The 23,061-nt window shown below is 68.7% G+C and carries 21 protein-coding genes; 5 read left to right on the top strand and 16 right to left on the bottom strand.

Annotated features, from left to right (window positions below; translation table 11 throughout):
- Positions 1 to 5 precede the first annotated feature (5 nt).
- Positions 6 to 1,646 carry an ATP-binding protein gene (locus tag KEG38_RS11560; protein ID WP_272419401.1) on the bottom strand — a complete coding sequence of 547 codons (1,641 nt, stop codon included), beginning with the start codon at positions 1,644 to 1,646 and terminating at the stop codon, positions 6 to 8.
- Positions 1,647 to 1,847: 201 nt separating this feature from the next.
- On the opposite strand from KEG38_RS11560, the gene KEG38_RS11555 reads away from it, so the two are divergent.
- On the top strand, positions 1,848 to 2,678 hold the full coding sequence (locus KEG38_RS11555) for a hypothetical protein (RefSeq protein ID WP_272419400.1): 831 nt from the start codon (positions 1,848 to 1,850) through the stop codon (positions 2,676 to 2,678).
- A gap of 33 nt (positions 2,679 to 2,711) precedes the next feature.
- On the opposite strand, the gene KEG38_RS11550 is transcribed toward KEG38_RS11555, so the two are convergent.
- The 4 genes from KEG38_RS11550 to KEG38_RS11535 all read right to left on the bottom strand — a co-directional run bounded on the left by KEG38_RS11550 (position 2,712) and on the right by KEG38_RS11535 (position 5,836).
- A complete protein-coding gene (locus KEG38_RS11550; RefSeq protein ID WP_271929603.1) occupies positions 2,712 to 2,834 on the bottom strand; it encodes a hypothetical protein in 123 nt (40 codons plus the stop codon).
- Positions 2,835 to 2,914: 80 nt separating this feature from the next.
- On the bottom strand, positions 2,915 to 3,811 hold the full coding sequence (locus tag KEG38_RS11545) for a universal stress protein (protein ID WP_272419399.1): 897 nt from the start codon (positions 3,809 to 3,811) through the stop codon (positions 2,915 to 2,917).
- Between the two features lie 173 nt (positions 3,812 to 3,984).
- Positions 3,985 to 4,476 carry a flavin reductase family protein gene (locus tag KEG38_RS11540; protein ID WP_272419398.1) on the bottom strand — a complete coding sequence of 164 codons (492 nt, stop codon included), beginning with the start codon at positions 4,474 to 4,476 and terminating at the stop codon, positions 3,985 to 3,987.
- Positions 4,477 to 4,681: 205 nt separating this feature from the next.
- Complete coding sequence (locus tag KEG38_RS11535) at positions 4,682 to 5,836, bottom strand: NHL repeat-containing protein (RefSeq protein ID WP_272419397.1); 1,155 nt, start codon at positions 5,834 to 5,836, stop codon at positions 4,682 to 4,684.
- Between the two features lie 708 nt (positions 5,837 to 6,544).
- Between KEG38_RS11535 and KEG38_RS11530 the strand changes: the two genes are divergently transcribed.
- The 3 genes from KEG38_RS11530 (at position 6,545) to KEG38_RS11520 (ending at position 8,715) form a co-directional block, all read left to right on the top strand.
- Positions 6,545 to 6,853, top strand: coding sequence for a hypothetical protein (locus tag KEG38_RS11530; RefSeq protein ID WP_272419396.1), 309 nt, complete (start codon positions 6,545 to 6,547; stop codon positions 6,851 to 6,853).
- A 457-nt stretch (positions 6,854 to 7,310) separates the two neighbouring features.
- Positions 7,311 to 7,607 carry a hypothetical protein gene (locus KEG38_RS11525; RefSeq protein ID WP_272419395.1) on the top strand — a complete coding sequence of 99 codons (297 nt, stop codon included), beginning with the start codon at positions 7,311 to 7,313 and terminating at the stop codon, positions 7,605 to 7,607.
- A gap of 694 nt (positions 7,608 to 8,301) precedes the next feature.
- Entirely contained in the window at positions 8,302 to 8,715 is a 414-nt protein-coding gene (locus KEG38_RS11520; protein WP_272419394.1) for a hypothetical protein, read from the top strand.
- Positions 8,716 to 8,754: 39 nt separating this feature from the next.
- Here the strand turns inward: KEG38_RS11520 and KEG38_RS11515 are convergent, their stop codons facing one another.
- The 5 genes from KEG38_RS11515 to KEG38_RS11495 all read right to left on the bottom strand — a co-directional run bounded on the left by KEG38_RS11515 (position 8,755) and on the right by KEG38_RS11495 (position 15,103).
- Complete coding sequence (locus tag KEG38_RS11515) at positions 8,755 to 9,474, bottom strand: hypothetical protein (RefSeq protein ID WP_272419393.1); 720 nt, start codon at positions 9,472 to 9,474, stop codon at positions 8,755 to 8,757.
- Between the two features lie 555 nt (positions 9,475 to 10,029).
- Entirely contained in the window at positions 10,030 to 11,439 is a 1,410-nt protein-coding gene (locus KEG38_RS11510; RefSeq protein WP_272419392.1) for an FHA and sigma-54 interaction domain-containing protein, read from the bottom strand.
- Positions 11,440 to 11,767: 328 nt separating this feature from the next.
- A complete protein-coding gene (locus tag KEG38_RS55485; protein WP_272419391.1) occupies positions 11,768 to 12,568 on the bottom strand; it encodes an energy transducer TonB in 801 nt (266 codons plus the stop codon).
- Between the two features lie 134 nt (positions 12,569 to 12,702).
- Positions 12,703 to 14,325 (bottom strand): vWA domain-containing protein, encoded by a 1,623-nt coding sequence (locus KEG38_RS11500; RefSeq protein ID WP_272419390.1) that lies wholly within the window; start codon positions 14,323 to 14,325, stop codon positions 12,703 to 12,705.
- A 55-nt stretch (positions 14,326 to 14,380) separates the two neighbouring features.
- Positions 14,381 to 15,103, bottom strand: coding sequence for a hypothetical protein (locus KEG38_RS11495; protein WP_272419389.1), 723 nt, complete (start codon positions 15,101 to 15,103; stop codon positions 14,381 to 14,383).
- Between the two features lie 111 nt (positions 15,104 to 15,214).
- Between KEG38_RS11495 and KEG38_RS11490 the strand changes: the two genes are divergently transcribed.
- A complete protein-coding gene (locus KEG38_RS11490; RefSeq protein WP_272419388.1) occupies positions 15,215 to 17,065 on the top strand; it encodes an OPT family oligopeptide transporter in 1,851 nt (616 codons plus the stop codon).
- A 7-nt stretch (positions 17,066 to 17,072) separates the two neighbouring features.
- On the opposite strand, the gene KEG38_RS11485 is transcribed toward KEG38_RS11490, so the two are convergent.
- The 6 genes from KEG38_RS11485 to KEG38_RS11460 all read right to left on the bottom strand — a co-directional run bounded on the left by KEG38_RS11485 (position 17,073) and on the right by KEG38_RS11460 (position 22,958).
- Positions 17,073 to 18,125: an SMP-30/gluconolactonase/LRE family protein gene (locus KEG38_RS11485; RefSeq protein ID WP_272419387.1), complete on the bottom strand. Its 1,053-nt coding sequence runs from the start codon at positions 18,123 to 18,125 to the stop codon at positions 17,073 to 17,075.
- Between the two features lie 52 nt (positions 18,126 to 18,177).
- A complete protein-coding gene (locus KEG38_RS11480) occupies positions 18,178 to 18,870 on the bottom strand; it encodes a class I SAM-dependent methyltransferase (protein WP_272419386.1) in 693 nt (230 codons plus the stop codon).
- Between the two features lie 2 nt (positions 18,871 to 18,872).
- Complete coding sequence (locus tag KEG38_RS11475) at positions 18,873 to 19,664, bottom strand: MlaE family ABC transporter permease (protein WP_272419385.1); 792 nt, start codon at positions 19,662 to 19,664, stop codon at positions 18,873 to 18,875.
- 35 nt (positions 19,665 to 19,699) lie between these two features.
- Positions 19,700 to 20,182, bottom strand: a complete 483-nt coding sequence (gene tsaE / locus KEG38_RS11470) for a tRNA (adenosine(37)-N6)-threonylcarbamoyltransferase complex ATPase subunit type 1 TsaE (RefSeq protein WP_272419384.1) — start codon at positions 20,180 to 20,182, stop codon at positions 19,700 to 19,702.
- An 11-nt stretch (positions 20,183 to 20,193) separates the two neighbouring features.
- Complete coding sequence (locus tag KEG38_RS11465; RefSeq protein WP_272419383.1) at positions 20,194 to 21,396, bottom strand: hypothetical protein; 1,203 nt, start codon at positions 21,394 to 21,396, stop codon at positions 20,194 to 20,196.
- Positions 21,397 to 21,458: 62 nt separating this feature from the next.
- Entirely contained in the window at positions 21,459 to 22,958 is a 1,500-nt protein-coding gene (locus KEG38_RS11460) for a methyl-accepting chemotaxis protein (protein WP_272419382.1), read from the bottom strand.
- Positions 22,959 to 23,061: the final 103 nt, after the last annotated feature.

Here is a 23,061-nt window from a genome sequence, read left to right as displayed (position 1 = left end):
GATCCTTACGCCGCCGAAATACCGCCCCCGCCTCGCTCCGCGAGCACCTCGCGTACGGTGGTCGCAAGCATGTTCGCGGTGAACGGCTTCGCGAGAAACGGCACGCCGAGCGCCGAGATCGAGGCCGCGTCCTCGCTGCTGTAGCCGCTCATGAGGAGCGCGGGCACGGTCGGGTCGACCGCGCGGAGCGAGCGGATGAGCTCGATCCCGCCGATCTCGCCCATCGTCAGGTCGGCGACGACGGCGCTGATCTCGTGGCGATGCTCGCGGAAGAGCCGTTGCGCCTCGCGACCGCCGGCGGCGAGCAGGACGCGGTAGCCGGCGCGCTCGAGCACGCGCAGCGCGACGCGACGCACGGCGTCCTCGTCGTCGACGACGAGGATCGTCCCGCACGAACCATTGCTGCAGGACGAAGGTGCGTCGTTCGCGCGGGGCATGACGGACGCGTGAGCGACGGCGCTCGGAAGGAGCAAGGTGAACCGCGTGCCGTGCCCCGGCTGGCTCGTCACGTCGACGAGGCCGTGATGCGCGCGGACGATGCCGAGCACGGCGGCGAGGCCGAGGCCCCGGCCCCCCACCTTCGTCGTGAAAAACGGATCGAAGATCCGGGCGAGGACCGACTCGCTCATCCCCTCGCCCGAATCCTCGACTTCGACGACGGCATAATCGCCGGGTGGAATGGGCTCGGCCATGCAGGCCGATTGCATGGGCGCCGAGAGCTTTTGCACGCCGGTGCGGATCCGGATGACGCCGGGCTTTCCCGCGAGCGCGTCCGAGGCATTCGTGATCAGGTTCATCACGACCTGCCGCAAATGGGTCGCGTCTCCGTCGACGCATGCCCGCGACAGATCGAGCTCCAGCGTCGCGCCCTTGGAAACGATGGTCCGGAGGAGCACGGCCATTTCGCGCACGACGGCATCGAGCCGCACATGCTGGTTCACGAACGTGCCCCGGCCGGAATACGCCAGCATTTGACGGGCCAGATCGGCGGCGCGCTCCGAGGCGATGATGATCTCCTGAAGCATCGACGAAAGCGGCGACGGGTGCGAAGCCTCGGCGAGGGCGAGCGTCGCCTGCGCGGTGATGACCGTCAGCAGGTTGTTGAAATCGTGCGCGACCCCGCCCGCGAGGACGCCGAGGCTCTCGAGCTTTTGCGCGTGGAACACCCGGGTCTCGAGCTCGCGGCGCTCCTGCTCGGCGCGTTTTCGATCGGTGATGTCGACCAGGACATTGACGGCGCCGATCAAATGGCCCTGACGATCCCGCAGCGGATTGGCGTGCGCCAGCGCGACGACCTGCGCGCCGGACGGCTGCTCGATGACGATCTCGAAGCCGTTGTGCGGCTCGCCTGTTTTGAGCGCCCGAGCCATCCAGCACTCGTCGTGGGGGATGGGCTTTCCTTCGGGGGTGAACAGGCGGAACGAGCCGCAAAAACGATCCCGCTCGTGACGGAGCCTCGGGGCGCGCCCCCAGACCTTCTCGGCGGGCCGATTGAAGAACGTGATGAGCCCCTGCGAATCGCAGGTATAGGCCGCGGCCGGGAGGCGCTCGAGGAGGTCGTGGAACCGTTGCTCCGCCTCCATCGCGCCCTGCCCTGCCAGCGCCTCGTCCGCGAGCCGCATCCATGGGTCTTGCTGGGTCATCATGGTCCCTCCGTTTCTGTAGCGGGGACTATCGATGATCGAGCACGCGTGCGACCGAGTCAATGCGACTTTGGTAGCAAATGGCAATCGCTCGGCGACCCAGCATGGGAATCTTCCTGCATGGGCGGCCTCACGCCGTGTCCCTCGATGGTGTTGCGTCTTCGAAAACTCGGGTACGATGCGCCCTGGAAGGAACCGCTCCGCATGCGCCGCTCTTCTACGTTCGTCCTGTCCCTCACCACCTTCGTCCTCGTCGGCCTCGCCGCGCCCGCGTTCGCGCAGGAGTCCTCGCCGGAGCCGCTGCCGCCGGGCGAGAAGAAGGCCGACCCGCTGGAGGTGGCCGCGCCGCCCCCGCCCACGCCGCCGCCCCAGAGGCAGCTCGAGGTGCCGGAGCGCCCCACGCCGCCGCCCCCCTCGGTCGAGGAAGACTCCGAGGAGGACGGCTGGGCCAACGGCGACCATTTCGAGTTCACGATGGGCTTCCTCGCGGGACAGCGCTCCTACTCGAAGACGTCGTTCAAGTTCGAGGAAGGCACGGCCGAGGGCATCGGCGGCGGCGGGCTCGTCGAGCCGTTCGTCAAGGCGCCCTTCGACGCCGCGACCGTGCTCGGGCTCCGCTACGACCTGCGCCTGGTGATGAGCCACATCCGGATGACGGTGGGCTTCGACGTGCCGTTCCCGACCTACAAGGTGAGCGACTCGACGGCGGTCTACAACGTGAGCGGCACGCCGCGCACGGTGACGGTGCAGTCGCTGTCGGCGAAGGAGCTGCGGTTCGGGATCGGCGGCGAGTACGCGTGGACGAAGGTCGCGATCTTCGCGGACCTGCTCGGCGGGATCCACTGGGTGGACACCGAGCTCGCGATCGACGGCTACAAGGCCGATTACGGAGCGATGACCTTCGCGTTCTCGGGTCGCGCGGGCGCGCGGGCGCACGTGCGCAAGTGGTTCTTCGCGTCCGTCACCGGCGAGGTGGGGATCATCGGCGACATCCGCTGGAACGCGGAGCTGTCGGTCGGGTTTTTCTTGAAATGACGGTCTCCCCGGAGAGCGGGGAACACCCGCTCTTCAGGGCGAGATCGCGTTGATGAACACGAAGAAGCCGCCGAGGACCACGACCGCGAGCCCGAGGAGCATGGGCACGCTCCAGTCCTCGGTCGGGGCCTTCTCGTTCGATGAATCGGTCGCCATGATGCCTCCCAGACGCGGCCGGCGGGCGCCGGCGCGGTCCCATCCGTGACACCGGCGCGACGCTGCGTCAACCGCGGACGTCAGTGTGAGCGAGCAACGAGGACGGAGCAGTGAGCTCCCCTTACGATCTTCTCGGCCACGCTGCCGAGCGCCACGCGCGCAAGGCCCGTGCGGCCATGGGTCGCGACCACCACGAGCTCCGCGTCGAGCTCCTCGGCGGTCCGGATCACCACCGTGGCGGCATCTCCCTCGATCACGCGTCGCTCGGCCTTGATCCCGAGCCGCTCGGTCATGCCCACGAGCACGCCGTCCGCCGCACCGCGCATCTGCTCGATGAGCTCGGGCGGGGGAATGACGGGCGCGCCGCCGAAGGGCACGGTGAAGCCGAACGCGGGCGACGGCAGGATGTCGAGCGCGTGCAGCACCGTGAGCGCGCCGCGCTGCTCCGCGGCGACCTGACCGGCAAGCGCGACGCCGGGCTGGGAGAGCTCGGAGAGGTCGGTCGTTGCGAGGATCTTGTTCGTCCGCTTGTGCGGGCGCGCGACGAGCACGGGGCAGTGCGCGTACCGCACGATCCGCTCGGCGACGTTGCCGAGCAGGAGCCGCGCGATGCCGGTGAGGCCGCGGCTGCCGGTGACGACGAGCGTGGCGCCGACGTCCTCGGCGACGCGGAGGATCGAGGCGTCGGCGCCGCCGCTCTCGATGCGCACCTCGAAGCCGTTGCTCGGACGGCCGGTCAGGTCCTTGACGCGATCCTCGACCGCCGCGGCGGCGTGACTCTCGGCGTGGATCACGGCCTCCATGTCGGCCTGGATCGCCTGCGGGAAGAGGGGCGCGGAGCGCAACACCTCGTGCACGACGTGACAGACGACGAGCTTGCCGCCCGCTCGCTGCGCGTGCTCGTGTCCGAGTTTGATCGCCTCGTCGGCGGACTCGCTCAGGTCCGTCGCCACCAAGACCACATCACCCAGGGCCATGCGCTCTCCTTGCCGGATCCGCGGGTACCTTAGAGGGTCGGCCGGCGCTGTTCAACGGCCACCTTTCCAGGTCGACGAGGTCGCTCGCGAGAGCGAGCGAGGCCATGCCGCCCGCCCCGCGCGCCGCGTTCGTCGGGGACAAACGAGGTGCGACCGCGACGGGCGCGAAGGGGTCAGAGCTGGTCGAGGCGGCGGTAGCCGCTGCGGAAGTAGAGCAAGGGCGAAGCGGGATCGCCTGCGCCCGCGGCCACGACCTCGCCGAAGTAGACGATGTGATCGCCGGCGTCGATGGCGCGTTCGAGGCGGCAATCGAGCCAGCCGAGGGCGCCTTGCAGGATGGGCGCGCCGGTGACGGCGCCTTGCCCGATCTCGTCGAGCAGGGCCCGGCGCTGCTCGTCGGTGCCCTTGCCGGCGAAGAGGTCGGAGAGGTGACGCTGCTCCTCGGCGAGGACGTTGATGGCAAAGCAGCCGGCCGTGCCGACGAGCATGCCGGAGCGAGCGCGTCTGTCGGCGCAGAAGAGGACGAGCGGCGGGTCGAGGGAGACGGAGGTGAAGGAGTTCGCGGTCATGCCCTGGGGCACGCCCTCGTGGCGGGTGGTGACGACCGTGACGCCGGTCGCGAACTGCCCGAAGACCCTGCGAAGCTCGGCGGCGTCGATGGCCATCGCACTGCACTGTAGGGTGGTTTTTGTTGGGTGGCGAGGCGGTTCGGGGGCGTGCGGGCTTGGCGGGGAGGCGTGGATCCGGCCCTGGGCTCGGCGATCGGTCACGACGGTTCTCGATGGTTCGGGCTGCGTGCTGCCTGGGTGAGCTCTGCGCCGATGCCGCGCGAGGCGCGCGGCGCGGGCTATGAGCACGCACAACGGGCGGTCACTTCAGGGTCCTCATCACCGTACCAGCCTCGGAGTCCGTCCAGTAAACGTGCGTCGCGTCCACGGCAATGCCGGCGGGCCCTTGGATCTTGGGACCGACTGCGAGCGTGATAGGCCCGTTCTCGCAGCCGCCCACAGGACACTTCATCACGGCCGGCGTGCCGCCCATGGCGACCACGGTCCAGTATACGTTCACACCGTCGGTGGCGATCGCGTGCGGGATGTCGAGCCCGTCAAAAGAGGCCATCGTGATGGGCATCTGGCTGCCACATCCGGTGAGGGGACATTTCATGACGGAAAAGTCCGCGTTGGTCCAATAGACGTTCACCGCGTCCATGGCCATGTGGCGCACGTGGATTGCCGATGTCGAGGCGAGAGCTGCTGGCGTACAGGCGTTGGAATCGCAGGTCATCACGGTGCTCGGAACTTCGGCCTCCATGGCGATGGCGATCGCGCCCCACACCAGCTTCGTTCCGCTGACAGCAAGTCCGGAGGGCACGCCCTGCACCTGGGCGAGCTCGATGGGCGTGTTGGCGCAGCCGCTCGTGGGACAGCGCAGGAGCAGGCCGGCCCCGCCAGGCTGCGGCGTGATTTCGGTCAAATAGAGTTGCGCATTCTGCACCGCGATATCGCCCACGTTCACATTCGTCAGGAGGGACTCCGGTGCACCTGCGCACCCCTCGAGCCCGCACTTCATCACCGAGCCGTCCCCGCCAGGATTTCCAAGGGTCCCCCAGTACACGCTGGTATCGTCCAGCGCGATGACCTTCGGATGCGGCTGTCCGCTGGCCAGCACCGTCGGAGCGCCTCCACACCCGGTGACGGCGCATTTCATCACCGTGTTATCGAAGAACGACGTCCAGTATACGTTGGCGGAATCCACGGCAATCGCATCTGGGGAGTTGAGTCCAGTGGCCAGGATCTCCAGGCAGTGACCAGCGTCATCGCATTCCTCGATGATCCCGCCGCCGGTCCCACCGATTCCCCCTGTGCCGCCCATCCCCCCGCCACCAGCGGAACCCCCGGCCCCAGGGGTGCCCAAATCGACGCTCCTTTCGGCCCCAGAGCCGCCCCCAACGACGCTCGCTTCGCATGCCACGCTGGCAATCGCCAACAGAGTTACCCATACGGCCTGAATGCTTCGCTGCATCATCGACGACCTCCACCACCGAACGGTGCCTCTCCGCGCGTAGCGCTGAGCGCTGGCAAGGTTTGTGCCCTTCGCCAAAGGCGCGTTGAGCCTTGCTCGCCCTGCCGCGGATGTAAGCCATGTGTCAGGCTGCGCCAAAACAGGACGCCGAGCGCAGTGCGGGAGTTGCCGGGAGCCTCGCCACGCGGGCGTGCACGCGCGATACGAAGCGGTCGGGCAAGAGAAAGGTTTTTCCCTCCATTGCGGGCGGCCGGACCTCGGAGGCTCGCCCGATTTCGAAACCTGAGCCGTCGTGCGCAGGATATAAACGAGACATGAGCTCCTATCCGCGGCACCTCGGGGCGATGCTGGTTCTCATCGCGACATGCAGCGCAGCCGGGCCCTCGCTGGCAAACGCGGAACCATCGCCGCCTGCGCCCCAGCCGCAGGGCTCATCGAGTGCAGCCGGAGAACCCCCGTCCGAGACCCGTCTGTTCACGAACTTCTTCATCGGAGCCGGCGCGGGCGCATCGTACGGCGTGGGCCCTGGATTGACGGGGATGACAGCGATCTCGGTGGGCATCCGCCGCTCGCCGTTCGTCTTCCTGTTCGAGACGCAAATCCTCTGGGGCGGTTGGCGAAAGCCGGCGGAGGTTCACGCTGGTCGAATGGAACGGCTTCATCGTACCGATCGCGCTTTGCTACGAGCGCCGCGGCTTCATGGGCTGCGGCGTGTACGCATCCGCGAGACTCGAAGCGCAGGGGTACCGTGCCGATCGGGAGGCCACGAGCACGCTGACCTACCCGGCCGATAACGAAAGCTGGTTCTCGACCGCCGGGGTACGCGCCGGCTACGAGTTACGGCTGACCACGAGCATCTACATGCGCGCGTACCTCGACGTGCTGAAGACGATCTCGCAGCCGAGTTTGCACGGCGGCGGCGCGCCCCTCTGGCAGGTGAGCCCGCTCGTCGGGAGCGTGGGTCTCCACCTATTCTACACGCTCGGCCACGACCACGGGCGCAAGCCGCTCTTCGATTGAGCGGGAGACGCGTGGTTTAGCTTGTGGCCAGGCTGCAGCAAACCGTCGCGGGTTTGTCAAGGGTCAGGGTGCCTCGGCAGGTAGAGCCGCCGCGCTCGCGGCTGCTCCGGCACCGTAGACTGCTCCTGAATCTTGTCGCCTGCCGGAGCAGTAGGTATATGACGCGAATGAGCGCAAGGAACATCTACGCCCTACTCCTGCTGGTCGCCATGAGCACGGTGGGGGGCCCTTAGCGGTTGCTCACGTACCACCCCCGACGCCGACGACGCAGGCCCGCAACGGGAACACTGCACTTACAAGCTTTCTGCTTGCCGTAACAGTTGTTACGAGGCCGATATGGGGCTGGGTTGCACCCTCTGCTGCGAGAGCGCCGCCAGGTCGTGCGACAACAGGGAAGACTACAGCTTCTACGAATGCCTGAACAAGGAGTGAACCGGTCCGACGGATGAACCAGGCAATGGCTGGTCGCACGATTTACGTGATGAAGACAATTCATACGATCCTGACCGCAGGGCTTATTCTGGTGTTCGGAGCCGGCTGCCCTTCTGGAGAAAAGCGAAAGGGACGCTTCGACGGGTTCGATGGCGGTATCCCGCCTCTCCGTGAAGAGTGCAACACGCCCGCGGAGAGCTGCTACCAGAGTTGCGAAAAACGAAAGGCGAGCATCACCTGCATCGGATGCTGTCGTGATCAGCGCTTGCTCTGCGACACGCTGCGGCCCCATTTCTTCGATGCGTGCGAGGGCGCCCCCTGAGTCGATGTCGCATGCTCAACCCCGAATGCTTCACTGGCTCAGTCAAGCTCGCATTGGTCCGTCCCACAGTATAACCATTGCGTCTTCGAACATCCCGCCGTCGCCGCCGTCCGTTCCTCCATCCGGAGCGGGCGCGTTCGGGCAACCCGCAGGGATGGGCTTGGGGCCGTCGGGACAATCTTCCGGCAGAGGACAGGGGCAACAAGCAGGATCGAGGAGCTGCTCGCCGTCGTGCATGCAGTTGCTGCCGATGAAAATGTCGCCGCCCTCGCACCCCGCGATCGCCGCAGAGACGCCCAATATCACAGAACCGAGACAAACAAAAAATTTGCCGAGACGAACCATGACCTCGACGTTACACGGCAACATCGCGGTGCGCAAGCCCGCCGACAAACCTCGTTGCGTGCATGACCCCCGAGCGCAACGGTGTGTAATGCCGGCACGTTGAATCTCCCGAGGACCCTACGAAGCTCGGCGGCGTCGATGGCCATCGCGCTGCACTGGAGGGTGGTTTTAGCTGGGTGGCGAGGCGGTCGGGGGGGCGTGCGGGCTTGGCAGGGAGGCGTGGATCCGGCCCTGGGCTCGGCGATCAGTCACGACTGTTCTCGATGGTTCGGGCTGACTTGCGGGCGCGTTGTCTTGCGTCAGGCTCGGTGTGTCGAGCCGGGCGCCGTCCGCTTTTGGAGCCGACCTCATGACCTTGGTGCACTTCGCCGTTCTGATCTGGCTCCAGCTGTGCGGATGCATCGGCGGAGGGGTCGGGTTCGTCGTGGCTGGCAGGGACGGTGGCCCACCCGGAATGCTGGTGGGCCTCGCAGCAGGGATGGCCATCCTGTGGATCGCCCCGCGCGCACTCCGGGCACGCAAGCGTTTCCGAAACCGGTTTCCTCGCTGCAAAACCGGTCGGTGCACGGCAGACGAATACAACCCCGCCGTCCGTGATGGCAAAGATGCCTTGGTCTGTGGGTGCGGCGACGTGTATCTGCTGTGGAAAGACGATGCCGGTGCGCCAAGCGCCCTGGATGAGCGCCTGCCGGACGGGAGTTCCCGGCCTTATAGGATCCGGAAGGGTGACGAATGGGTGCCGGTGGAGCAGGCGCGCGGCTGAACGCGCCGCGGCGGGTCGGTGATCGGATCTACGAAATCCTCAGCCCGACACCACCACCTCCGTCGTCCCGCTCCCGGCGTCGACCTTGCGCCTGATCCTCGGCCGTGCGCCGAGCGCCTCGAAGGTCGCACGCTTCACGGGATCGTTCGCGAACTCCAGCCGCCCGGCGCCCTCGATCCGCGCGACCGCGGCGAGGATCCGATTCCCGATCCGGTTCCGCTGCTGCGTCGTGAGCGGCGCGCTCGCGCGTTTTTGCTCCTGCTTCGTATCGGCGTCCGTGATCGCGGCGAGCGAGAGCGCGAGGCCGTCGAGGTCCTTCTTCACGATGCCGAGCGCCTCGGCCTCGGCCGGCTTTTCCTTGGCGCGGTCGAGGATCTGCTGGATTGCGGCTTTCACGTCGGACACGACATGTGGCCTCGTCCTCCGGCCGACCCCAAACCCGCGCTTCACATCGGCGGGCGCCTTGGCGCGACGGACGGCGGCGCGGACCTGCCGCACACGCGTGTGCCCCTCCGCGAGTGCGACGTTTTGCGCGCTTGTCGCGGCGACCGACTCGCTCCGCGCCTGCTTCGCGCTGGGAACGACGTCGCCGAGCTTCTCCACGTCGGCGACGAGGCCCTCGACCAAACCTGGCGACAGCCGCGGACCGAGCGCGGCGGCATGCCCGAGCGCGAGGTTCAAGGCCTTGTGGCCGAGCTGGCTGATGGCAGAGAAGTTCTTCCGGGGCAACGTGTCCTTCACGATCAGAGCCATATTCATGAGGATTCCTCCCTCGACGCGGGTGAGATACGGCGTCGGGTCGGCCCGCACGAGTGCACGAGGAATGCCAATCATCGGCGCGGCTACGGACGCGGCAAATCCCAGCGGAAAAGCGTCGAGTGCGGCTCGGGAGCCAGGCGGGACGCGGCGGCGCGGGGGAAATTGTCCGGATTTGTCCGGAACTGTCCGGAACTGTCCAGAACTGTCCGGACAGTCTATGCGGCAGAGCGGGAAGCCACCGTGCCGTCGACGCGAGTCGTCGTGTCCTTCGCGCGAGCGACTGTGTCCTTCGCGCGAGCGACTGTGTCCTTCGCGCGAGCGACTGTGTCCTTCGCGCGAGCGACTGTGTCCTTCACGCGAGCGACTGTGTCCTTCGCGCGAGCGACTGTGTCCTTCGCGCGAGCGGCTGTGCCCTCCGCGCGAGCGGCTGTGCCCTCCGCGCGAGCGGCTGTGCCCTCCGCGCGAGCGACTGTGTCCTTCGCGCGAGCGGCTGTGTCCTTCGCGCGAGCGACTGTGTCCTTCCGGAGAACCATCCCGCCCTCGCGGGACATCGCCTCACCCGCCGGAAGGGCCCTTCCGTGGCCGCGGTATCCCGTAGGCATCCATCCACCGCGCGAACTGCCGCTCGTGCACCCCGAGCAGACGCGCCGCCTCCACCTGGGATCCTTTCGCCCGGAAGAGCGCCGCCTCGATCCTCTCCCGCGGCGGGCGCGCCTTGTTGCGCCGCACCTCGTCCGTCGCCTCGACGCCCGGTGGTTCCGATGCCGGCTCCTCCTTCTCGCTCGCCGCGCGCGCTCGAAGGGCGCTCAGGTGCTGCAAATCGATCGGCCCATCCCCCATCAGCAGGCACGCACTCCCGAGGCTGCGCTCGATCTCGCGCACGTTGCCCGGCAGATCCCCCAAAAAGAGCGCGCGCGCCGCCGCCCGCGTGATCGACGCCCGCTCGACGCCGCGCCGCGCGAGCAGGTGCGCGACCAGCACACCGAGATCCTCGCGGCGCTTTCGCAGCGGCGGCAGCATGCCGACGTAACCGGCGAGCCGCTCCCGGAGATCCGCGCGAAAGCCGCTCTTCTCGGAGAACACGTCCACGTTCGTCGCGGCCATCCACCGCACGTCCACCTTCTGCCCCCGGTCGGCGCCCACGGGGGTCACTTCGTTCTCTTGAATGGCGCGGAGCAGACTCGCCTGCGCGGTCCCGGGCAGATTGCCGATCTCGTCGAGGAACACCGTGCCCCCCTCCGCGCTGCGAATGCGGCCCTTGCGCTCCTCGTGCGCGCCGCTGAATGCGCCGCGGCGATGACCAAAAAGCTCTCCCTCGACGAGGTGCTCGGGAATGGCGCCGCAATCCACGGCCACGAAGGGCCCCGCGCGGCCGCTCCTGTCGTGCACGTACCGCGCCGCGACCTCCTTGCCGGCGCCGGTCTCGGCGAGCAAAAGGATGGGCTGGTCGGAGCGCGCAAGGCGATCGAGGTCGACCGCCAGGCGCATGACCTCGGGGCAAAGCGTGCGCGTCGGACCAAACGCGAACCCCGCGCGATGGGTCATCATGCGAACGGCCGTCGGCTCGTCGACCAGCCGATACACGAAGAGCGACTGTCCCATCTCCACGACGTCCCCGTCCGCGAGGGCGACGGGCCCCTGAATGCGCTCGCCGCGGACGAACGTGCCGAGCTTGCTTCCGGCGTCCTCCAGGAAGCCCTTGCCGTCACGACGAACCACGCGGGCGTGCACGCGCGATACGAAGCGGTCGGGCAGGAGAAAGGTTTTTCCCTCCATTGCGGGCGGCCGGACCTCGGAGGCTCGCCCGATTTCGAAGCCTGCACCGTCGTGCGTGAGCGGATGCAAAGCCACGGAGTCCCCCGCGCAGAGGTCCTCGTAACGGAGGACGAAGACGAGGACGCCGATGGTCGCCGCATGCGTCGCGCCTTCGAACTCGTTGTCGGTGGTGGCCAGGGAGTGGGCCATGGGAGGGGCGCATCCTAGAGCGCCGAACTGTTCGGCGCTCTGCGAGATCGCGAAGCGAGCTCGCCTCGGGGGGTGAATCGGCCGGGCTTTGCCCGGACGAGAGGGGGACGCGAGGCGTCCCCCTCGGGACGAAAGAAGGCTAGAACATCGAGCGGTTGTCAAACCGATCGATGTTCTAGCCGATGCGTCTCCGGCGGCACAAGCGTGCTCGACGAGGTTTTTCCGAGCCGCTCGCATGGGCGTATGGGGCGGGGAGACGAAGGGGCCTCCTCGTCGAAATGAGCCGCGCGCCCCTCCCCCTGCCCACGAAGATGAAATGCCCGACGCCTCAGCGAACGAACCGGATCCGGACCGGACCGAGCGACGCCTGGGTCGGCTGTCCAGCCCGATCCAGCGCCGGCCGATAATGATGCTGCGCCGCGCAGTACCTCGCCTGGGCCCCGAAGCCGTATCCCGGATCGGACACCACCTCGACCTTCTGCGCGCGGCCGTCGGCCCGCACGACGATCTGGAGCACCACCAGCGCATTCCGGATCCCCGCCGCTTCGGCTTCGGGCGGGAAGTCGCAGTCCCACGCGCGGTCGCCGTAGAGCGACGCCGGCCGGGACAAATCGGGCGGCGGCGGCGGCGACGGGCGGCGGGGCGGCGCGCCGCCACCCAGGCCCGTATGGCGCACCGGACGAAACCCGGAGCCAAACGTAGAGACGAGACCGGTACCGGCGCCGTCGCCGGTCACGAACGTGACCGCCGAAGGATCGGGCGGACCGCTCTCCTGCACCAGCACCGGCGGCGCCTCCATCGGGGTGGGGAGCTCTTCAGGGACCTCGCTCGGCGGGGTCTCGGGGGGATCGTTTTGCGGAGGCGCCGGCGCGCGTATCGCCACGGGCTGGGGAGCAGGCGGCGGCGGCTCCGCGGGCGGCGCGGGCGGCTCGGGCGGAGGCTCCTCGGGCGGCGTCGGCCGGGGCGCCTCGATCGGGATCTCGAACGCGACGAGCTGCGCCCGGATCGCCTCGCGCATGTCGCGCACGATGGCGCCGCTCTCGTCGCGGACGAATCCCGCGCCGAGCAGCACCACATGCGCGACGGTCGCCGCGACCAACCAGCCAGCGCTCAGGTGTCCGTGATCCACCGGTTCGCCCCTGCTTGCACGCGCCGGGCCAGCCCAGCGCGCCCCCCCAGGCGGCCGTGGCGCCGCTCAGGTGGCAGGCGGCATCTTGCGCGAGTCGCACAAATTGCGCAACTTGCGCGAACTGCGCAAGCGGCTCACCGCGCCATCACGATCCGCTGATCACAAGGCCGGTCCTTCTCATCCTGATGCAGCCCCGCGATCCGCATCGGGTCCGCGTCCCGCGCCGCGATCGCCCCCCGCACCTTCCCGAGGATCAGCGCGTCCAGGTTCCCGCTCGTGTAATCCGTGTGCGTCCCGCCGCAGCTCGAGCGCGGATCCCCGCCGCCCACCGATTCCGGCCCGGCCCCGCCGCGCAGGACGAACATGTGCGTGCCGCCCGTGTATTGCGCGATCTGCCGGAAGACCACCTGCCCGAGGTTGTCCATGCCCGAGGCCGCGATCGAATACACCTGCACCCCCGCGTGGCTCGCCTCCTTCATCGCGCCCGCATACCCCTCGTCCTGCGCATAATCGAGGTGCGGAGGCGCGTCGCCGATCAGGAAGACGAGGCGCGCGAGCGATTCGGGCCGGAAACGCAGGTTGCGCACGGCGACCCGCAGCGCCTCGTTCACGTGCTCGGGCGTGTCGCCGCCGCCGCCCGCGGAGATCGTCGCGATCCGCGCCTGCAGACCGGCGACGTCGGTGGTCATCTGGTGCATGCGGGTCACGTATTCGTCGCTGCGGTCGCGGTACTCGACGAGGCCCACGCGCGGGCGGACGTTCATCGTGGAGAGCGCGCCGGCCACCTTTTCCAGCGTGTCGCGCAGCGCGTTGATTTCCTCGGACATCGAGCCGGTCGTGTCGAGGACGAACGCGACGTCGATGGTCTGCGCCTCCGGCAAGACACGCGCGCCCGCGAGGACAAGGTCGACGACGCCGTCACCCGCGGAGATTGTGGTCGTCCTCGCGACGGATTCACCCTGGCAACGCGCCGTGGCCACGAGATCCGGGCCTTTCAGGCCCTCGGCCCGCGGAAACAGAAGGGCGCGGCCATTCGCGGTCGTGCGGAGCGAGAGCGTCGTCCCCGCGGAATCACGCACCTCGACGGGGCAGCTCGGGACGGGTTTGCCCGCGTTGTCCCGCACGACGAGGAAGCGACGCGAAGAGAGGTCGATCGTCGCGGCGCCCGGGGCGCGCTCCTTGCCGAGCCAGCGGGCGAATTCGCGGTAGTTCGCGTTGTCGTCCCATTCCCCCGTGCGCACGCCGCCCGGAGATTGCGCGGACGCGCCGAGGCCGCCCGGTCCCACACGCACGCCCGCCGCCACGCCATGCGAGCCGCCGAGCCTTCCGTGGCCCGATCCGAACCCCGCGCCCGTCCCCGTGCCGGCGCCGCGTCCAATCGTGCCGATCGTACCGAGGCCAATGCCCTCCCCGCGCCCGCCGCCGCCTTCGCCGATCCCCGACAAACCGAGGCCACCGGCTCCTTTCTTGTCCATGACCGCCTCCCCCCACATCGATCCCTTCGCGCTGACCGCGGGACCGTGGCGCGTATCGACGGGCGCCTCGAGCGGCTCGTCGGGGACGGGCGCGACGGCGACGGGCGGAGGGGCGTCGGTCTGGACGACGGGAGGCGTGAGGGGTTCGTCGACGGGCGGCGCGGCCTTGGCAATCGTCTTGGGCGCGGGCGCCTGGGGCGAGGCGGCCTCGGGGCCCGGAGGGGACTTGGCGCAAGCAGCGAGGGCGAGGAGAAAGGCGGGAGCGAACCGGCGGATCGACATGCCCGATCCGAGCGCGGGCGGGGCCGGAAGTTCCCGGCCGCCTCGATCTTTCGGCTCAGGGTACGAGATGCACGAGGAACGTTCCCTCGACTGTGAAGGGTTTCTTCGTGCCGGCCTCGTCGTACTCGCCGATGGCGTTCACCGTGAGCGTGTAATCGCCGGGCGGGAAGGGCTGACCTTTGGGGTTGTTGAAATCGGACGGCCCGGTCCAGTTGACCCCGTCCCACAAGAACGTGCTCGGGTAGGTGCCCGCGGGGACGGCGTTCGGCGTATCGTTTGGGGCCGGGCAGATGCCCACGTCGCAGAGGCAATACTTGTTGTTGTTGCCGGAGAGCACCTCGAAGGGAATGAGGCCACTCGGGCCAGGCTCGCCGCAGCCGTTGTCCTGCGGGGTAGGGTAAACGCTCGGGAGGTCGGCCGCCACCTGGATGTTGTAATGGATGCCGATACCGGCGGCCGCCTCGGCGAGGGTATACGTGCAATCGATCGTGGTGAACTCGATGGAAACGCCGGGCAGCGTCGACGATCCGCCTCCGTTGCAGGCCGCATTGCCACCGCCACCGCCGGCGCCGCCGCTACCACCAGCGCCGCCGCTACCGCCGGTGCCGCCGGTGCCGCCGGTGCCGCCACTACCGCCGACGCCGCCGGTGCCGCCGCTGCCGCCGCTACCACCAGCGCCGCCGTCACCGCCGGCGCCGCCCGAGGTTTGCCCCGCGCACGCGGCGAGGGCGAGGACCAGAAAAACCGAAGCAAGAGAAGCCGTTCTATTTCCAAGCATGTCCGAGAGTTTAGGACGTCCGCAGGAAAAATCACATCCGAAAGGGTTGTAAACCGGACGGATCCCTGCTGGCCTTGACCTCGCCCCTCCCCCGCTGGGACGATGCTTGCCATGTCGAGCCTGCCCGCAGACGTCACGAACGAACCGCACGGCGAAGAGCCTGCGGACGTGCACGGGCGGGTCTCGGACGAGGCCTGGTATGCGCAGGTCTACCGGCCCCTCGAGCCGCAATTCACGTGGAGAGCCGTGGTGAGCGGGTGCGTGATCGGCTCGGTCCTCTCCGCCGCGAACCTGTACACGGGGTTCACGATCGGCATCACGTACGGCGCCTCGATCACCGCGGCGCTCTCGGCGTGGCTCGTCTTCCGACTCTTTCGCGCCGTCGCATCCGGGCCCGCGTTCACGGTGCTGGAGAACAACACCATGCAGACGGCCGCCTCGGCCGCGGCCGCGATGGCCGGCGCAGGCATGGTGACGGCCGTGCCGGCGCTCATGATCGTGACGAACCGGCGGCTCTCGATCCTCGAGATCGCCACGTGGCTCGTCTCCGCCGCCCTACTCGGGGTGCTCTTCGCGATCCCGCTGAAGCGGCAGATGATCAACCGCGAAAACCTGAAGTTCCCGTCGGGCATCGCCGCAGCCCAGACGACGCTCGCGCTGCACGGCGAGGGCGAAGGCGGCAAGCAGAAGGCCGTCGCATTGCTCGCCGCGACCGCGATCGGCGCGGCGCTCGGGCTCGCGCGCGGGGGCCTCGGGTTCGTCCCGGATGCGGTGCCGTTCGCCTTCGCGAGCCTCGGCGGAATGGGTTTGGCGCGGCTCACGATGGGGCTCGACGTGTCGCTCATGACGCTCGGCTCGGGCGCGCTCGTCGGGCTGCGGACGACGGCGTGGATGGCCGCCGGCGCGACGCTTTGCTGGGTCTTCGTCGTCCCCTGGGCCCTCGGGCGCGGCCTCGTGACGCCCACGCCGAATGCGCCGACGCTCTATGGCGACGCGGTGGGTTTCACGGTTTGGCCGGGCGTGGCGATGCTCGTCGTGGGCGGGCTCGTGTCGTTTGCGCTCAAAGGGGGATCGATCGCGACGGCGTTCCGGTCGCTCGGCGGTGCGATGGGCGCGAAGGCGTCGGGCGAGGTGCTCCGGGAGGACGTGGAGGTGCCGCGGCGCTGGTTCGCCTGGGGCCTCGCCGCGGCGGTGATGCTGGCGATCGGGGTGCAATGGCTCGTGTTCGGCCTGCACCCGGCGACGACGCTTCTGGCGATCGTGCTCGCGGGCGCGCTCGCGCTCGTGGGGACGCGGACGATGGGCGAGACGGACGTCAATCCGATCGGCCCGATGGCCATGGTGACGCAGCTCCTCTTCGCCGTGCTCACGGGCGGCCATACGCAGGCCAGCCTGATGGCGGCGGGGCTCACGAACGCGGGGGCGAATAGCTGCGGCGACATGATGCAGGACCTCAAGACGGGCCGGCTCCTTGGCGCTTCGCCGCAAAAGCAGCTCCTCGCGCAGCTCTTCGGGCTCGTGACGGGCGGGCTCGCCACGGCGCTGGTCTTTGCAAAGGCGTTTCCGCTCGAGCTGCTCGGCACGAAATACCCCGCTCCGGGCGTGCAGATGTTCAAAGGGACGGCGGAGCTCTTGACGCGAGGGTTTGCCGGCCTGCCCGAGCCCGCGTCGCTGGCCATGGCGATCGCGGCGGGATTCGCCGTGGTCTGCACGATCGCGAGCGAGCTCGGGCCGAAGCGTTTCGCCGCCTGGGTGCCGTCGCCCCTGGGAATCGGGCTCGCGTTCATTTTGCCCGCGTCGACGAGTTTTACCCTTTTCCTCGGCGCCGCGATCGCAGCGGTCCTGGCGTGGAAGTTCCCGAAAAGGGACGAGCTTTACACGATCGCGACGGCCTCGGGGTTCGTCGCCGGCGAGAGCGTGATGGGCGTGGCGGTGGCGATCTGGGCGGCGGGGCGAACGTGACGCGGAATCAGTAGATGCCGGCGCCCTGGAGCGTCACGCGATAGAGGCCGGTCCGGGCCGTGATGTAGAGCGTCTTCTTGTCCTCACCGCCGAACGCGCAGTTCGAGGGTTGCTGGGGGACCGCAATGGCGCCGTAAAGCTTGCCCGCGGGGCTGTACACCTCGACGCCGACCGACGTGGTGACGAAGAGGTTGCCCTTCGCGTCGACGGCCATTCCGTCAGGACCCGGGCTCGTGGTGACGAGCTTGGTCCCGGTCCCGAGCGAGCCGTCGGCATTCACGGGCCAGGCGCGGAGCTCGCGGGTGGCGGTATCGGCGACGTAAAGCGTCTTCTCGTCCGGCGAGAGCGCAATGCCGTTCGGTCGCTCCATGTCGTCGGCGACGAGCGAGATCTCGCCGCCGGGCGAGACGCGGAAGACGCCGTAGAAGCCGAGCTCGCTGAGGCCCGGATCGGCGAGGCCGTACGGCGGATCCGTGAAATACACGGTGCCGTTCGAATGCACGATGACGTCGTTCGGGCTGTTCAGCTTCTTGCCCTCGTACGCATCGGCGATGGAGGCGAGCGTGCCGTTCGCGAGCTCCCGCGAGGCGCGCCGTCCGCTGTGCTCGCAGGAGACGAGGAGGCCATTTGGATCGATGGCGAGGCCATTCGTGTTGGCGCTGGGCTCGCGGAACACGGTGATGTCGCCGCCCGGCGTGTGCTCGTAGATGCGATTCGCGGGGATATCGGTGAAGAGGAGGGTCTTCGTCGCGGGGTTCCATTGCGGGCCCTCCGTGAACATGAAATTGCCCTGGACCTCTTCGACGGTCCCGATCCCGACGAGCGGATCGACCTCCATTGCGCCGCCGGCGCCGCCGCTGCCGCCGCCGCCGCCGGCACCGCCGCTGCCCCCGGTGCCGCCCGTGCCGCCGCTGCCACCCGTGCCGCCCGTGCCCCCGGTGCCGCCCGCGGCGCCGCTGCCGCCGGCGCCGGAGCCGCTCGTGTTCGAGCCGCCGTCGCTGCAGGCGGCGAGAAGAAGGGTCGTGGTGATCAAGCCCAAGGAAATCGCGCGTTTCAGCATGGAGATGATCCTAGCGGCGACGGCGCGCGACGAAAAGGGGTGAATCGCTCCGCTACCGGAGCACGCAACGAAAGCACGCCCGGATCGGGAGCAAATCCGACGGCGACGCGGCGCGGTGGGTGACCCGGAAAAACTCCTCGAGCAAGCGGCCGAATTCGCCGGGCGTCCACGTATGCAGGTGGTAGCGGTCGCCGCCCCATTCGATGCGGTCGCGCAGCGCCCAGCCGACGGGCGTGCGCCGGACGAAGCCCTTCAAGCCCAGAATGAGCGGATCGTTCGGGATCGTGATGACCGCCGCGCCCTCGGGTCGCAAAAGACGCGCGATCGCACCGAGGATCGCACGCGGGTCGACGCAATGCTCGAGGACCTCGGTGCAGATGATGCGATCAAAGGAGCGCGGCGGGAGGTCCATCTTGTCGACCTCGCCCTTCAAGAAACGCGCGTCGTACCCGGCGAGGTTTTTCCGGGCCGTGTCGAGGAAGACGTCGGAGACGTCGATCGCGGTGATGCGAGCGCGCGGGAACATGCGGAGGACATGGCCGCCGCCGGAGCCGATCTCGGCGAGGTCGAGGCCGTCGGCAGGCCCGATGAAGCGCCGGATGATGGCGAGGCGGCCCTTTTCGATGAGCCGGATCGGCAGGATCGAGCGCTCGTAGTAGGCGTCGATCGGGTGCTCGCGAGCGAGCTTGTCGTTCAGCGCCTCGACGTCGAGGCCCTCGGTCGCGTGCTCGTGCGTCCTCTCCATTCCTAGATGTCTCCCAGCATGACCTGCGTGAGAATGTAATTGGCCACGAGGATCGCCACGCAACTCTCGACGACCGCGCGCGTCGTCGCCATGCCCACGCCGCGCGCGCCGCCCGACGCGAAGTAGCCGTGCCGGCAGGCGATCGAGGTGATCAAAAAGCCGAAGACCGAGCCCTTGATGAGGCCCATGAAGAGGTCACGCGGGCGGGCGAAGTCGTGAATGCTGCGCAAGAAAAAACCCCAGTCGCCGCCGAGCAAGGCGACGGCCACGAGGTAGCAGCCGACCATGCCGATCGTCGAATAGAGCATGCACATGAGCGGGCCCATCGTGACGCCCGCAAGCAGCCGCGGCGAGAGGAGGTACTGGACCGGGCTCACGCCCATCGTGGTGATCGCGTCGATCTGCTCGGTGACCCGCATGTTGCCGAGCTCGGCCGCCATGCCGCTGCCCGCCCGCGCCGTGATCATGAGCGCCGAGAAGACGGGCGAGACCTCGCGCATGAGCGAAACCGCCACGATGCCGCCGACGTTGGCCTCGGCGCTGAACTGCTTGAGCGCATAGACCGACTGGAGCGCGACGACCATGCCGCTGAAGAGGCCCGTCAAGCCGACGAGGAAGGTCGACTGGAAGCCGATGAAATCCATCGCCGCGAGCATCTGGCCGATCCGAAACGGAGGGCGGAAGAGCCAGGCCACGGTCTGGAGGGTGAGGCTCACCGTGGTCCCGATGTTCTCGAAGAAGCCGAGCACGGGATCGAGGATCCGCTGCAAGAGCTTCGGTTCGGAGTCGTCCACGCGAGGACCTCTTTATCACGGCCGTCCGGCGCCCGTCAGGCCGACATGCCGAGCCCCTTCGAGACGGCCGCGAGGAGCGTCGCCGATCGAGCCCCATCCGCCTCGATCCGCGCCCGCCGCGTCCCATCCGCCCGAACCTCGAACGTGACGGAAAGCGCATCCCCACCAAGCGCCGCCGCATACGGCGCGCCCCACTCGACGACGAGGACCGCGCCCTCGCCACGCCGATCCCGCAAGCCAAGGTGCGCGAGCTCGTCCTCATCGGCGATGCGGTAGAGGTCGGCGTGAGCGATCGGGAGCTTGCCCGCGTGCTCGTGGACGAGGGTGAAGGTGGGGCTCGTGATGGGTTCTGCCGAGGGGACGCCGAGGGCGCGGCAGAGGGCGCGCGTGAAGAAGGTTTTCCCCGCGCCGAGGTCGCCCGCGAGGATCAAGAGGTCGCCCGGCAGGAGCGCGGCGGCGACAGCCCGCGCGAGGCGAATCGTGGCGCGGCGCGTGGGGAGCGGGACGATCGTGGCCAAGGCGCCTCGCTTCAGAACCGGTACGTCGTGCCGATCGTGGCGCCCATCAGCACGATCGTGCCGTCCTCCGTGGGGACGAAGCGGAGGTTGCCGAGCTGGGCGTCGATGCGGAGCGCGGGCGAGATGCCGAGGACGAGGTCGAGGGCCGCGCCGAAGGAAAAATGCGTGCTGCTGCGGCCCTCGTAGGTGACGCCGTTCGGCGCGGTGACGGTGCTGCCGAGGCGAACGAAGGGGCCGAGGACGAGCTCGGGGCCGACGTGAAAGGAAAAACCCTCCTTGCGGCCGTCGGGCGCGGTCTTGACGGTGGGGGAAAAGAGCCATCGGCCGCCGAGGTCGATCCACAAGGCGGAGGGTCCGGCGAGGTTGCCCGAGAGGCCGGCGAAGAGCTCGAACCCGGATTCGCCGATCGCGTAGCCACCGCGCAGCGCCCCGACGAAGGCCGCGGCGCTGCCCGTGGCGCGCTCTCCGGAGGAGGCCGCGACGGAAAACCCGATGAGCGCGCTGAGGAAGACGGGTTTGCCCGCGGTGTAGGCAGGCCAAACGGTTTGTCGGGAGCCGCCGAGGTACGACATGAGGACCTCGTTCTTCGGCGCCGGCTGGGGCGGCGGCGGAGGCGGCGGGGGCATGAATTGCCCCATGTTCCAGGGGGTTTGCGGGGTGCCGAACGGCGGAAGCGGAGGCGGCGGCGGAGCCGAGGGCGGCGGCGGGATGGGGGGCGGCGGCGGAGGCGGCGGGAGGGCTTGCTCCCAAGGAAGAGCAGAGGCGCCGACGCCCTCGGGGCGCATGAGGACGGCGAGCATCTCCTGGACCTGGGCGTCTTGTTTCTGGGGGTCGACGTCGCGGGCGACGGACTCGACGCGGCCGAGGGTGGCGAGGTAGGCCGCGATCTCGATGCGGGTGGTGGTGGCGGCCGGCTCGACGCGCGCGGAAAGGACCCAGTTCGCCCGGAGGATATTGGCGATGGAGGCGTACTCCTCGGGCGTATCGGCGGTGCCGTCGGCGATGCGAACGAGCGCGGCCTGGGTCTCGACCTCGGACGCGATGGAATGGCGGAGCGATGCCGCCCCCCGCATGACCTCCTGATCGAGCCCGAGGCGCGCCGCCGGCGTCGCGCTGCCCTGCGAAGGAAGGACGACGACACGATCGGCAAGGGCAGGTGCCGCCGAAAGGAGGAGCAAGGGGACGAGGGAGAAGGCGGGGGCGCGGAGACGCATGCCAGGGATGGATGTACCGCGGCTCGGGCGGGGGGGCGAGGGGGATATTACGGGAAATCCCCTCACACCGCCGCCACGATCCCCCCACCCCCCGCCCCTCCCCGCTCGATGAGCTGCCGCAGCCCCTCCGAAATGGCCACCACCTCCGACGCCGTTTGCAGTGTCTGCGCCGAGCTCGCCTCCGTCTCGCGCGCCGTCTGCGCCACCTCCATCACCGCGCTGCTCACCTGCTCCATCGCCGTCGTTTGTTGCTTCGTCGACAGCTCGATCTCCCGCGCCGCCTCGGCCGTGCTGTTCACGTAATCGATGATGCGACGCAAGCTCTCCGCCACCTCGCCGAAGCGCCGCGTCGAGGAATCGACCGCCTTTGCGCCGTCCTCCGTCGCCATCACCGTCGTGTTCGCCGCGCCGCGCACGTCGTCGATCAGCCGGCGAATGTCCTTCGTCGAGGCCCCCACGCGATCGGCGAGCTTCCGAATCTCGCTCGCCACCACGCCGAATCGACGACCCGCGTCGCCGGCGCCCACCGCCTCGATCGTCGCATTGATGGCCAGGATGTTCGTCTGCTCGCTGAGCTCGTTGATGATATCGAGGATCGTCCCGATTTCTTGCGATTTGCGCCCGAGGTCGAGCATGCGCCCCACGATTTCCTGCACCTGACGCTGCACGATTCCCATCGATTCCTGCGCCGTCGCGAGCACATGATCGCCCCCGCGGGCCGATTGCGCGGTGTCGTTCGCCATGCGCGTCACACGTTGTGCGCTCTCCGAGACCTGCCGCGCCGTGACAGCCAGCTCGCGCACCGTGGTCGATACCTCCGACGCCGAGGACGCTTGCTCCTTCGACCCCCGCACCTGCTGCGTCGCCGCCGCTTCGAGCTCCGCCGCGGCGCTTTGCATGCGCTGCACCGAGTCGCCGATTTGCCGGTCGAGCCGGCGAACGATGAGGATTGCGCCGAACCCCACGACGACGATCGCCAAGGTGGTGCCCACGCCCAGCATTCGATCGAGCGCGATCGAGGCGCGATTCACCTCGTTCGTTTGCGCTTCGAGCGTCGCGTTCTCGGCGGCGCTGATGTCGGCCATGATGCCTCGAACATCCTCGGTCAGGCGTTTGCCCTTGCCGGTCCCGATGTGCGCGATGGCGGCCGCGAGGCCCTCGGCCTTGCGGATCTGGAGGTTCTGGTCGGAGAAGGCGACGCGCTCGCCGACGACGCGTTCGAGCGCGTCGAGCCGCCGCGCCTGCTCGGGGTTCGAGGTGCCGACGAGCTCGCGTACACGCTGGAGGTGCGTCTTGTAGCGCCCGCGCGCCTCCTCGTAGCTCCGGTAGAACTCGTCGGTCCCGCTGATGACGTATCCCCGCTGCCCGCCCTCGATGTCCTGCAAATCGACGAGCAGCACGGTGAACGCGTCGATCTCCTTTTGCACGTGCGCGGCCCACGCGCTCGCCTGCCGCATTTGCTGGTTCAGGCGGTAGGACGAGAGCCCGAGTACACCCAGCACGATCAGCGGAATGGCAAATCCCAGAATGAGCTGCTGACCGATGGTCCACGATCGCTTCATTGCGCGCCTTCCCGCACCCTGCAGGCTCGAAGGCCAAACGCCTCCCAGCCGCTGCACGAGCAAACCGCAACGTTACGAAAGCGCCGATCGATAGGGAAGACGT

The organism is Polyangium jinanense (assembly GCF_028435265.1).
Lineage (GTDB): Bacteria > Myxococcota_A > Polyangia > Polyangiales > Polyangiaceae > Polyangium > Polyangium jinanense.
This window is presented reverse-complemented; position numbering and strand designations above follow the sequence as displayed.